Here is a 12,523-nt window from a genome sequence, read left to right on the forward strand (position 1 = left end):
ATTAGGGGGTTAACCCGTTTCCGATAAAACAACTGACTACATTAAAGATCAACTTAAAGATATGATTTACTCCACCTCTGTAACTATAGTGATTATTTCTCCAAATATGAAGGAGAGCAATTGGATTGATTGGGAAATAGAATATTCATTAAAGCAGATAAAGCGTGGAGATAGAACATCAGGTACTAACGGGGTTGTAGGGGTAGTGATGAAACATAATGGAGGTTATTCATGGTTAAGACCTACAACAGAAAATTCCGATGGTCACACTGCGGTACTTACTAAAAATGAATACTTGTATGACATTATCATTAAGAACAGGTTTAATCAGAAACCTCCTGAATACACTTGTGATGTATGTAAGAATGTTGATATGTTGACAGGTTCCTATATATCTCTGATTAAAGAAGAAGACTTCTTGAATAATCCTAATAAATATATTGAAAACGCCTATGAAAAGAGTAAAAATACTGACAATTATACTCTGTGTAGACAAAAATAAAGAGGAATTAATCTTGCAGAAGCAAAAGCCTTGGATGTAGGAGTCGGGACGTTCATAAAAGCCATCTATTCGAAATGTTAGTAACACATACACTATCCAAAGGATCGCTGGTGGGGCAACACCGTTCGGTCAAATTATAAACGTCAACAAAGACAAGAAAAATGTTGTTTGCAATTAAAATGGAAAACATTTCGCTTGGTCAAAAAAGGAGTGTTCTATACACCCCTTTTTTCTTGTTCATTTTTCTAGTTTACATAATATATATTCTCGGAAGTTAAAGATTTAAAAGAAATTCCGTCTCAATCTCAAAGTATACTTAAATTAGTGAGACAGAATTTGAAATTTTAGTTTCCGAGGCATACACAACAATTTCTTTTCCCCATTTACGTATATGTTTTTCCGGCGTCATGCCGATCCGTTCGGCAACTTTTCTGGACGCGAGATTTTTAATGTCGATTAAAGACACGAGCTTTTGAACGTTCATGTTTTCAAATCCGTACCGTTTGCATGCTGCTGCAGCTTCTGTTGCGTAGCCGTTTCCCCAGACACGCCTTGCAAACGAATAGCCGATTTCCATTTCGCGGACGCCTTCGACTTCCTGCGGAACGATGCCGCATTGTCCCAAAAATTCGCCCGTTTCTTTATGTTCGGCGATCCAAATCCCTGTGCCGTGTTTTGCGTAGTTGTTTAACATCCTGTCAATCCATTCGATCGTTTGCTCTTCATCTTTTGTCGACGGATAGTATTCCATTGCGATTGGATCAGAAAAAATCTCCAGCAAATTGCAAACGTCTTTTTTTGTCATGTGTCGCAATGTGAGCCGCCCGGTCGTTAAAACGATGTCCTTCATCGGTTTTCCTCTCCTTTGCTTATGACGGCGAAATCAGTTCATTATAAACCGTTTCCAATTCTTCTAATGAAATATCCCCGTATGTGCACTTGATCACCGCATCGGCGAATTCGTCGTAGTCGTCATCCGTAGAAAAGCCTTGCTGCAGCTTTTTCGCGTAAGCGTCGATTTGTTCCTTTTGTTTTCGAATGTCCTTTTCCTTACCCGGATAATCCGGCCCGTTGATCAAGCTGCTGTTTTCTTTGACCAGCAGCATGTACTGTTTTAACGTTTCATTCATTTTTGGTCACCCGTCCTTTCTATTTTTAATGTTCCTGTTTTGCTCAGCCTGTATGCCCTTTTTCAAAAATCTTCCTCTATCATACCACATGCCGAACTGAAAAAAACGGACACCGATAATGGTGTCCGTTAGACTTATTTAGGCTCTGTTCCCCAAATCAGCTTGCCGTTTTCATACAATGTGATTTTTTTTGTATTTTTAAAAGTGGTTGTTGAGTTTGTAAAGGAATAATCACCGTTTTGTGCGTAATTGCTCCAGCCGTCATTGTGAAGGCGAATCTGGATTTCCCCGGTGCTTGCTCCCGGTGAGAGCTTTCCGTTTTTAAAACCGATTTCAAGATACGTATCTGCGCCCTTTACGGATTTCGTTAATTTCACGAATTTGTGAGAAATGTTGCTGCAGCCGATTTGAGCGTAGTCGCAGTCGAAATTTTGTCCTTTGCCGTTCGCTTTATACCAGTAGCGAACCGTCACTTTCTTTAAATCAACCGTTTTTTTGCTGTTGTTTTTAATGTTGAGCTGCGGGCGGATTTGGTTACCGTTCACATTCCCGTCCCCCGCTCTGTATTGTACAGCGACGCTGTTTCCCTGTTTGCCGCTGTTTTGATCAGAGCTATCTTTGTCCTTTGAATCAGAATGATCTTTGTCCTTTGAGCCGGAATCAGGGCTGTCTTGTGAGCCGGAGTTATCTTGAGATGAGTCTTCTGAGCTCCGGATATTCTCCCTTACGAATTTTCCGGAGGCGGATAAGTCAGACAGCTTCCACCCTCCTGTTTTAGACGCTCCAGGATTTAAAGCGGCGGATGATTCCTGTTTGTCAGAAAGGCTCCAGTTGACCCAGCTGATTTTCTTGCTGTTCAGATATTTCAGCCATTCCCGAGACTGGTCAAGGTATACTCCTCCGTTACCGGAAGCATCGCTTGTCCCCCATTCGGTAACGAAAATCGGAGCGCCTTTGCTTAGTGCATAATTCGCTTTATCTCTTAAAGATTGGCCGTGTGTTCCTGCGTAAAAGTGAAGCGAATACATGACATTGGCGTCTTTCAATTGATTATCCGCTGCATCGTTGACATCCTGGCTCCACGTTCCTGTGCCGACGATGATGATGTTATCCGGATCGTTTTTGCGGATCACTGAAATCACATCTTCCGCATACGGCTTGATATCGCGGTTCCAGTTTACATCACCGTTCGGTTCGTTGGCGATTTCATAAATGACGTTCGGCGTATTTCCGTAAAGTTCCGACATTTCTTTGAAAAACTCTTTAGCCTTTGCTTTATTTTGATTCGGGTTGCCGTCGCTTAAAATATGCCAGTCGATGATGACATAGATGCCGAGTTCTTTTGCCGCTTCAACAGCTTCTTTGACTTTGTTTTTAACGGACGGATTGTCGACGTAGCCGCCCTCACCCGTGTACATGGCTGCGCGGAATACATTGATGCCCCAGTCATCTCTTAACCATTTTAAGCTCGATTTGTTGACATAATCACCGTACCACTGCAAACCGTGCGAGCTGATCCCTTTCAATTGCACCGCTTTTCCGCTTTGATTGACAAGCTGTGCGCCTTTAATCTTAAGCTGGCCGTTTGCGGCAACCGGCGTTTTCGAAGCGGCTGATGCCGCAGGCGCCATCACTCCGCTGAAAACGAGCGCTATTATTGCTAAACATGCAATAATTGAACGTTTGAGATATAACATTGTTTTTCCTCCAAAATGGAAATTTTAAAATTGTGCCGTTTTACGGGGGTTTCTCCCTCCTTTTCTTGCTTTTGACACGATCCTAATTGTAAAAACCTTTTTATTAATAGTCTATCAACCATATTTCTTGTTTTTAAAAACTTGAAAATCAATCGATTTCCTTATTTCGTAGGCCGTAATGCTATCTTTGAATAATGTTCAACGAGTAATGAACAGGACTTTGCACATCACTTTTCTTTATATTCACAATTTTATAAATATAGGTAGGGATTCTTTTTTCAATAGAGAAGATTTTCGGGAATAAAGATCTAAAATAAAGTCACAGTTTCAGCCTATATTTTGTGTCGTTTTGATGACAAAAATAAAAAACCACCCGATTCGTTGAAAAGGAATGGTTATTTCTTTAAGTCAGATAAAAAACCGATGAGCTTTGTTCCGATTCCCACAAATGTTTCAAGGATCGCCTGTGCGCCCGCTATCGACAAAATAAAAATGACCGGGGTTCCCGCTTTCGGAATGAGCAGATAGCCGAGACCGATGATAATGGCGCACCAAATCCCTGCGCACCAATAGCAATTCAGCAAATAACCGACGTTCGATTTAGGCACTTTTTTCACGTCGACACGGCCTTTTTCATCGATGATTTTCTTGTTCTTCATAAACGGTTTTCGAATGAACTCCGTGATTTTGTCAAAGACAATCAAATGGGTTAACCGATAGCTGGCGAGAATCAGCATCACATACGTAAGCCACGATAAATCCTCCATCCTGAGCCTCCAATTATACGAAAGTGTCTATGTTTAGGTATTCCCGATTCTTCTTGACTTATTTCGCTTTATGCGATTTTTTCCGAATGTGATGTAGATCACGAATTTCTCTTTGTAATCGCGATACATTTAACCTGGAACATCAATATAAGCATCAGGAGGTTTTATAATGGATACAATCTTTGATCAAACAACGAAAACCGGTGATATTGTTGCACGTTTTCCAAGGGCCAGCCGGCTGTTAAAGGAATATCGAATTGATTTTTGCTGCGGAGGGAACCGTCCGATCGCAGAAGCCATTAAAGAACAAAATTTAAACGCTGAGGAAGTATTATCAAAAATCAATGCATTATACCAGGAGACTAAAGAGTTAAATGAAACAGAAACAAATTGGAGCGAAGCCCCCTATTCCCGGCTGATCGATTATGTGGTTCAGACCCACCATGCTTATCTGTTTGAAGTGCTTCCTGAACTGTCAGGCTTTGTCACAAAGGTATACCGCGTGCACGGCATCCACCATCCGGAGCTGGCCAACGTTCATCAATTGTTTCATCAGCTCAAAGCTGAATTGGAGCACCATTTAATCCAGGAGGAAGAACAGATCTTTCCGAAAATCAAATCTTACGAAGAAACAAAGTCAGAAGCGCACTTAGCTGAAGCAGTAAAGGCGATCGATGTGCTGGAACAAGAACATGAAGCTTGCGGCAATATATTGAAAGAGCTCAGAAAAGTAACCAATGACTATGCTCTCCCTGAAGGGGCCTGCACGACATATACACTGACTTACTTAAAACTCGATGAATTGGAAACAGATATTTTTCAGCACATTCATTTAGAAAATAACATTTTGTTCCCTCGTTTAGAGGCCGAAGCGAAGCACTAAGAAACGGAAAAAGTCTCCCGCGCACCTGCCCCGGGCAGCAATCTTCTTCTGATTCCGGGAAGCACTTGCTCTGTCACATTCTGCTTTCCCATAAATCTTGTAGTAGCGAAGCTCGTGCAGCTGTTTTAAATCTGCAAAGCTTCGCTCTATTTTTTTGTCTGGCTTTTTTATAATCTTCCCCTCATGTTCCTCTTGAGACAAATATATTCTTCTTTTTGATCATCGTATTGAAACTTACACTTTGGATCATTTAGAAAAAACAAAAGCTGCCGAGAAAATCTCGACAGCTTGATCAAGGATTTTTAATCCTCTGACGCAATGTCTTTTACAGGCAAAGCTTCTCCTTCTCGATGCGTCGGCTTGCGGAGATGGAACAATGCCTTGATGCTGAAAATCAGAAGTAGCACAATGCCGATCAAAAAGATGGTATCTGGAACAGCACGCCATGTAAGCAGCGTCTGAACTGCGTCCTGCTGCAAAAATTCGGGCGCCCTTGAACTCCAATACCCTTCTTCAAACGCTTTTTTCAATTGAAGAAAGCCGACCGGAAGCAAGCTGATAAAGACCATTCCGAACAAGCCGACGTTCAGCGTCAAGCATGCGATTTTCAGCCATTTATCATTCCATGCACGAGGTTTGACGATATTGCGCAATGTGTACAGCCAAACGGCAATAGCGAACATACCGTATACTCCCATCATCGCCCCGTGTCCGTGGGCAGGCGTTAAAAACTGACCGTGCTCAAAATAGCTTACGGCAGGCAGGTTGATTAAAAAGCCTAATACACCGGCACCGACCAGATTCCATATGGCCGTTGAAATTAAAAACCAGAATGTTGCTTTATATGGGAAATGATGTCCCCCATCCCTCATCATCTTGTATTGTTCATAAGCTTCCAGTACAAGCAGTGTAAGCGGAATAACCTCTAAGCAGGAGAAAACCGAACCGAGCCCGATCCATATTTCTGATGAGCCGTTGTAATAATAATGGTGTCCGATTCCGATTACACCGCTTCCCAACAGCAATATCAGCTGAAAGTAAAGCGCTCTGACGGTTGACTTTTTCGTCACCAAATTCATCTGTACCAGTAAAAAGCCGATGACAACGACGGCAAACACTTCAAAGATCCCTTCCACCCATAAGTGGATGATCCACCAGCGCCAAAAATCGGACATCGTGATGCTTGTACCCGGGTTGAACATAAAGGCAGCGCCGTAAAACAGCGGAATGGCGATTGATGAATAAAACAGCAAATGAATCAAACCGCCTTTATCCGTCTCTTTTTTAAGGCCGCGCTTAATGCCCCTGAAGACGATAAACAGCCAGATCAGCATGCCCAGTGCGAGTATGATCTGCCAGAATCGGCCAAGTTCAATATATTCCATTCCTTGATGGCCGAATAAAAACCAATTGTTCCCCAAATAACCTTTCGCACCGAGCCATTCTCCGATGATTGAGCCGCCGACAAGAAAGATCAACGCCCAGAACAAAATATCGACGAGTAAACCTTGTCTTTTCGGCTCCCTGCCGCCGACAAGCGGCGCCGCAAAAATTCCCATGCCGAGCCATGAGGTCGCAATCCAAAAGATTGCAAGCTGCAAATGGTACCCTTTGGCGATGCTAAATGGAAGCAGATTTCTGATCCAATGGATGCCAAAGAAGCTGTCAGGCTCGATATAATAGTGGGCAAGCAATGCCCCCAGCATGGCTTGAACAAAGAACAGCAGGGAAACAACGGCAAAATACTTCCCTGTTTTGACTTGCGATAAAGTGAGCGGCTGCTTCTCCAAATCAAAAACCGGGAATTTTCCGTCTTGATAAGCCTCCTTCATTCCAAGCTTGTAGCGGTAAAACACAAATAAGATGATGCCGACAAATAAAATAAGAATCGTGACGCTGGCGCCGCTCCACCACACCGCGGCAAATGACATCGTATTGCCGGCTTCTTCATCATACGGCCAGTTGTTTGTATAGGTGATGTCATCCCCGGGCCTCAATGTGCTGGACAGCCAGGACGTCCAAAAGATAAAATCAGAAACCTGTTTGATCTGATCTCCGCTCGAAATCCACGCTCTGTTGCGGTCAGGCATATGGCTTTCCTTGATCAAACCAGACTCAAGCCCCCAGCCATCGCCTTTTGTAAATACGTTGCGGTAATGGGTCCGCACTTTTTCGAGTCCGTATACTTGGGCCTGAGTCAGCTGCAATGTGTCAGAATCTTTGTCATAGCGGTTTTTTCTCATTTCGCTGATCACTTTACTGCGGATCACAGACTGCTTTTCATCGGAAAGCTTGTCGAAGCTTTTTCCATACTGCTTCTGCGCTTTAAAGTCCTGCATCCCTTTTGTATAAATGTTTAGAGCTTCTGCCGTATAATCAGGCCCCATGTAAGATCCGTGACCCAAAATGGTCCCGTAATCCATGAGCGCATATTTTTGAAAGACGGCCTGCCCACCTTTGATCGACGATTTTGTCATCAGCACCTCGCCGTTTGGAGCGGACACTTCAAGCGGTCTTGGCGCAAGCCCCTTGAAGATCCAATATCCTCCCAATAACAACACCGAAAAGCTTGCAATCAGCGTAAAAACGAGAACCGATTTCAAAAATCCGTTTTTTGCCGGCTTCTTGTTTGGTACCGTCTCCCTTTGAATTTCCATCTGGTTCACTCCTTTCTTATTTGCATGTCCTAAGATACTGGATATGCATCACACCGGTTGTGAACCAGATCACTTAAATGATGGCAGATTTGTGAATTAAAAAAACAGGCTTTCCGTTGAAAAAGGAGAGCCTGTTTTTTGGCAAAGATATTTATTCACAGCCGTTCAGCCATTCTTGATCGTGTATCATAATGCCGCTCCTGTCGGAGGAAAGCAGTTTTTTCTTTTTCATTTCATTAAGAGTCCGGTTAATCGTTTCCCTTGATGTTCCGACCATATTCGCAAAGTCCTGATTGGTAATCCGCAGATTAATATAAATGCCTTCTCCTTTTTTGACCCCGTGTTCATCTGCCAGCTTCTTTAAAGCGTGAGTCAGGCGGTGCTGGACGTCTTTTGAAATAAATCCTTGAATGCGTTCCTGCAGATCAAGGATTTTTTTTCCCATGATTTGCATGACTTTCATTGTCATCTCCGGGTATTTCATGAGCAGTTCATTAAAATCGTCAATGCGTATGACGATTAATTCGGTTTCTTGGACTGCTTCAGCCGTTGCCGGATATGGGGAGCGGTCAAAAAAACCGACGTGCGGAAACATATCTCCGCTTTGTAAAAGCGAAATCACCTGTTCATTGCCTTCTTCATCAATCTTATAGGTTTTCACAAGTCCTGATTTGACGAAAAAAACGGCTTCCCTCTCTTCCCCTTCCATAAACACAAACACTCGCGGCTGATATTTCCGCTTTATCGCAATCTGTTCGATTTGGCTGAATTCTTCGCCATTCAAGCCGCTGAAAATCAGAAACTGTTTCAGAAACTTCATTTAAACCTTCAATCCCTTCAGGCATTTTGCCGGGTCTCCTTTCAAATGCGCCTTTCAAGCGCAAAAAGCTCCTCTTCCATCGCTGCTGCTTTTTCTTCAACAACCCTGCGGCTGTCTTTAAGCGCTTGATTATAAAAGTAGGGGCCCAGCTTTTCCTTTATGAATTCAAACGTCTGAATCGCCGCAATATCGCCGATGTCTTCCCCTCTTTCTTCATAATAAAAACGTTTAATCTCACTCATGACTGCTTGTTTTTCTTCTTGTGTCAGCTGTAAAAACATCAATCGCACTCCTTTTATTTTCATGATAAACGAAAATGTGAAATCAATGAACGAATATTTTTTTGTAGAACCAATTCATTCTTTTGCCTTCGCCTCTTAAACATCAATCAACCCAATTGCCGTGTGATGTTGTTCACAATGTTTGCTGAAGACTTTTTGTAAGATAAACATGCTAATGAAATATTACATTTTTCCCTTTTGAAAGGAGCAAAGCCGTCATGGTAAATCGTCAAAAATTGCAGTTGCCGCTGCAGTCATTTAGTTTGGTGGCAGGATTTATGGCTTGGGTGTTGATTTCATCTTTAATGCCTCATATTAAAAAGGATATTCCCCTGACCGAAGGCGAGATTTCCCTGGTTACCGCTATCCCGGTCATACTCGGGTCGCTGCTTCGGATACCGCTTGGGTACTATACAAACAAATTTGGGGCAAGAGTAACGTTCATGATCAGTTTTTTGCTGCTCCTATTCCCGGTTTTTTGGATCAGTGCAGCTGATTCATTGTCCGATTTAGTCATCGGCGGATTTTTCCTGGGGATCAGCGGAGCGGTCTTCTCGATCGGAGTAACATCTTTGCCAAAGTATTATCCGAAGGAAAAACACGGTTTTATCAATGGGATTTATGGAGCCGGAAACATTGGAACGGCAATTACCACTTTTGCCGCTCCCGTTATCGCAAAAACCGCGGGATGGCCGAATACGGTTCGAATGTATCTGATCCTGGTCGCCGCATTTGCTTTGCTGAACTTTTTATTTGGAGACAAGAAAGAACCGAGGGTTAAAGTTTCGGTAAAAGATCAAATGAAAGCCGTCTACCAAAATCAAAAACTATGGTTTTTAAGTCTGTTTTACTTTATCACATTCGGTTCTTTTGTGGCGTTCACCGTCTATCTTCCGAACTTTCTTGTGAACCACTTCGGACTTGATCCGGTTGATTCAGGCCTCCGAACCGCCGGCTTTATCGCCGTTGCGACTTTTCTCAGACCTGTCGGGGGATGGCTTGGAGATAAGTTCAATCCGCTGAAGCTCTTAATGTATGTTTTCGCAGGCTGTACGCTGTCCGGAATTTTACTGGCCTTCTCGCCGAGTCTAGGACTCTACGGATTCGGGGTACTGACAGTCGCCGTATGCGCCGGAATCGGAAACGGAGTCGTCTTCAAATTGGTGCCGCTTTATTTTTCGAAACAAGCCGGCATCGTCAATGGCATCGTTTCGGCAATGGGCGGTTTAGGCGGATTCTTCCCGCCGCTCATCCTGTCAAGCGTCTTTCAGGCGACAGGCCATTATGCGATCGGATTCATGGCTTTGTCTGAAGCGGCTCTTGCCAGCTTTGTCATCGTGGCATGGATGTATTTTCAGGAGTCAGGGAAAACATCGTCAAGGACAGACACACGCGATGTCCGATAAGCGCACTTCATACGAAAGACCTGAGACTATTGCTCTCAGGTTCTTTTTCTGTGACAATCGGATTATGTTCACAAGATTGTTATTACTTTTGAGACCGTTCAGGCTTATTTAACGGTACAATAAAACTGTTTTCATATGATTTTCTTTACAAGGGGTGACGCTCGATGAATGTGACTGTTCGAAAATCTGATACAGATCTGCTTTCCGCTGACTTGTACCGCTTATTGGAATCGATCAGCACCAAAAGAAAAATCCGACAAAATACTTATCTTTTTCAAGAAGGTATGGATGCAGAAGAGCTGTATCTCATTCAGTCAGGGCTCGTCCAAATTGGCAAATTGACGTCCGACGGAAAAGAACTGACACTAAGAATGTGCAAAAAAAATGATATCGTAGGAGAGCTGACGCTTTTCACTGATGAAGCAAAATATATGCTGAGCGCAAAGATCCTCTCAGACGGCGAAGTAATGGTCATTAATAAAGATAAACTCGAAAAAGAACTGATTCAAAACGGTGCAATGACTTTTGAATTTATGAAATGGATGAGCACTCATTTGCGCAAGATTCAATCAAAAATCCGCGATCTCCTGCTCAATGGAAAAAAAGGCGCGCTGTATTCCACGCTGATCCGCCTCGCGAACAGCTACGGCATTACGAGGAGTGACGGCATTCTCATTAACATCGTGCTGACAAACCAGGATTTGGCGAAATTTTGCGCGGCTGCAAGGGAAAGCATCAACCGGATGCTGAGCGACCTGCGGAAAACCGGCGTCATTTCGATTGAAGAATCCGGAAAAATCGTCATCCACAAGCTAAACTACTTAAAACGCGAAATTGATTGCGAAAACTGCCCGATTGAAATATGCAACATCGACTAAAAGGGAAACCAGGGCCCCGGCTTGTAAACGTTTAAACAGGCCCGGCTGACTGCCTCCTTTGCGGCAAACGGAAACAAGGACAAGAAACCGTCCTTGTTTTTATTTATGTGCTCAGCAAAAAAGCGCCCATGGCGAACATATAAAAACAGGCATTCAGCAACTCAAGGATGCCGATTTTCTTAACCGTAAGCTTTTTGCCGTATAAGTACCATGCCCTGAAGCTGCTCGGAATAAAAGCAATGACCGCCCAGCCCGCTCCAAAAGCCAAAGATAAAAAAGGCAGTGCAGCATGATAGCCCCATGAATAATATTGAAACCGCTTGTTTTTCTTCTGGCGGATCATCGATTTTACGTAAAAGGCGCTGCCGACAAAAAACAAAATCGACTGGAAGAACACGAACCATGCCCAGCCGTCGAGATGTTCCGCCCCTGCCCAATACCCGAGAAGCCCCCCCGAAGCGAAAACGATGATCGCTGCGATATCATTCAGGAGCGCCCTGTCATTGTTTCCTTTCGCATAGTAAAGGTTGACGAGAAAAAGCGGAAACAGAGACATTCCGACCCAGGCAAGCACCGGAAGCGTCCATACTGCGGCCAGCAGGAAAAGTAAGGCCGGTATGCTGTAGACCGCCGCCCATTTTTGATAGAAAGCGGTCTTTTTCTTTTTCACCATCATCGTGACGGGAAAAGCGGCAAGGTACAGAAACAGCCAGCCGGCAAACAGCGGGATATGCCGCAGATGCATCCCTCCGCCGATCACTCCGAGGAGAAAAGGAATCACAAGCATTGCCCAGGCACCATGCTGTTTTGGTATCAACATTTTCATAAAAGGTCCTCCCTTCCTTCTATTACATTATAAGAATTTTACACGTGCCAGAGAGTGACATTTTTCATACAAGTGTGAATTATATCACTGCCTTTTTCTGCCTGCCGCTCTATACTGTAGCTACATACATAGAAGGAGGACAATCAATGGACCGGTTTGACCACTTGTTATTTCTGAAAAATCTTCCTATGTTTCTGGGAGTTCCTCTTCCCATCATTAAAAGGCTTCTGAAAAACGGAAGAGTGATCGATATCGGATCGGCTCGTCCTTGCCGATCGTTTCTGCACTCTCAATCCGTCTATTTTGTTTTGAAAGGGGAAGTTTATTTTGCGGACAAAAGGCTTCCCGAGGAATCCCGCATCATCGCTGAGTGGGAAAAAGGCGATGTATTTCCCATTGATCAAAAGGGAGAACCTTTTTTGTCTCCGTTTATTTCAGTTAAAACTGCCGCTGACACCGCTGTGCTTGAAATTCCTTTTACGATATTCAAAAAAATGATGACGTACAATCACCAACTGCAAATGAACTTTCTCAAACTTCTCCAGCAAAATTTATACTTTTCCTATCAATTATTTTTGCGCTACCTTCGTTCCGCCCCGGAAGATGCCGATTGAGAAGGGCTTCTCCCCCTTCTCTCCCCTTTTAGATGTGATCTACTTAACATTTCTGCTTCTCT

General features: G+C 43.5%; 12 protein-coding genes and 1 pseudogene. 5 read left to right on the forward strand and 8 right to left on the reverse strand.

Going from position 1 to position 12,523, the window contains the following annotated elements:
- Positions 1–34: 34 nt before the first annotated feature.
- A pseudogene (locus AB447_RS23955) lies at positions 35–502 on the forward strand (TIR domain-containing protein); the annotation flags it as partial.
- A gap of 316 nt (positions 503–818) precedes the next feature.
- On the opposite strand, the gene AB447_RS23960 reads toward AB447_RS23955, so the two are convergent.
- The 4 genes from AB447_RS23960 to AB447_RS23975 form a co-directional block, all read right to left on the reverse strand.
- Positions 819–1,352, reverse strand: coding sequence for a GNAT family N-acetyltransferase (locus AB447_RS23960; protein WP_048405978.1), 534 nt, complete (start codon positions 1,350–1,352; stop codon positions 819–821).
- Positions 1,353–1,371: 19 nt separating this feature from the next.
- A complete protein-coding gene (locus tag AB447_RS23965) occupies positions 1,372–1,632 on the reverse strand; it encodes a YnfE family protein (protein WP_048354713.1) in 261 nt (86 codons plus the stop codon).
- A gap of 134 nt (positions 1,633–1,766) precedes the next feature.
- Entirely contained in the window at positions 1,767–3,329 is a 1,563-nt protein-coding gene (locus tag AB447_RS23970; protein ID WP_048354712.1) for a cellulase family glycosylhydrolase, read from the reverse strand.
- A gap of 395 nt (positions 3,330–3,724) precedes the next feature.
- Complete coding sequence (locus AB447_RS23975; protein ID WP_048354711.1) at positions 3,725–4,096, reverse strand: DUF1360 domain-containing protein; 372 nt, start codon at positions 4,094–4,096, stop codon at positions 3,725–3,727.
- A 169-nt stretch (positions 4,097–4,265) separates the two neighbouring features.
- Here AB447_RS23975 and ric point away from each other — a divergent pair, with 169 nt between their 5' ends.
- The gene (gene ric, locus AB447_RS23980) at positions 4,266–4,979 is read left to right on the forward strand and encodes an iron-sulfur cluster repair di-iron protein (RefSeq protein WP_057957786.1); all 714 of its coding nucleotides are present in this window, start codon (positions 4,266–4,268) and stop codon (positions 4,977–4,979) included.
- A 302-nt stretch (positions 4,980–5,281) separates the two neighbouring features.
- On the opposite strand, the gene AB447_RS23990 is transcribed toward ric, so the two are convergent.
- From AB447_RS23990 to AB447_RS24000, 3 genes are all read right to left on the reverse strand, one after another.
- Complete coding sequence (locus AB447_RS23990) at positions 5,282–7,636, reverse strand: nitric-oxide reductase large subunit (protein WP_048354710.1); 2,355 nt, start codon at positions 7,634–7,636, stop codon at positions 5,282–5,284.
- Positions 7,637–7,787: 151 nt separating this feature from the next.
- A complete protein-coding gene (locus tag AB447_RS23995; RefSeq protein ID WP_048354709.1) occupies positions 7,788–8,456 on the reverse strand; it encodes a Crp/Fnr family transcriptional regulator in 669 nt (222 codons plus the stop codon).
- 41 nt (positions 8,457–8,497) lie between these two features.
- Positions 8,498–8,737, reverse strand: coding sequence for a DUF2164 domain-containing protein (locus AB447_RS24000; RefSeq protein WP_048354708.1), 240 nt, complete (start codon positions 8,735–8,737; stop codon positions 8,498–8,500).
- 218 nt (positions 8,738–8,955) lie between these two features.
- Here AB447_RS24000 and AB447_RS24005 point away from each other — a divergent pair, with 218 nt between their 5' ends.
- The gene (locus AB447_RS24005; RefSeq protein WP_048354707.1) at positions 8,956–10,143 is read left to right on the forward strand and encodes a nitrate/nitrite transporter; all 1,188 of its coding nucleotides are present in this window, start codon (positions 8,956–8,958) and stop codon (positions 10,141–10,143) included.
- 164 nt (positions 10,144–10,307) lie between these two features.
- On the forward strand, positions 10,308–11,021 hold the full coding sequence (locus AB447_RS24010) for a Crp/Fnr family transcriptional regulator (RefSeq protein WP_048354706.1): 714 nt from the start codon (positions 10,308–10,310) through the stop codon (positions 11,019–11,021).
- A 103-nt stretch (positions 11,022–11,124) separates the two neighbouring features.
- On the opposite strand, the gene AB447_RS24015 is transcribed toward AB447_RS24010, so the two are convergent.
- On the reverse strand, positions 11,125–11,847 hold the full coding sequence (locus AB447_RS24015) for a YwiC-like family protein (RefSeq protein WP_048354705.1): 723 nt from the start codon (positions 11,845–11,847) through the stop codon (positions 11,125–11,127).
- A gap of 146 nt (positions 11,848–11,993) precedes the next feature.
- Between AB447_RS24015 and AB447_RS24020 the strand changes: the two genes are divergently transcribed.
- Positions 11,994–12,461 carry a cyclic nucleotide-binding domain-containing protein gene (locus AB447_RS24020; RefSeq protein ID WP_048354704.1) on the forward strand — a complete coding sequence of 156 codons (468 nt, stop codon included), beginning with the start codon at positions 11,994–11,996 and terminating at the stop codon, positions 12,459–12,461.
- Positions 12,462–12,523 lie beyond the last annotated feature (62 nt).

The organism is Bacillus glycinifermentans (assembly GCF_001042475.2).
Classification (GTDB): Bacteria; Bacillota; Bacilli; order Bacillales; family Bacillaceae; genus Bacillus; species Bacillus glycinifermentans.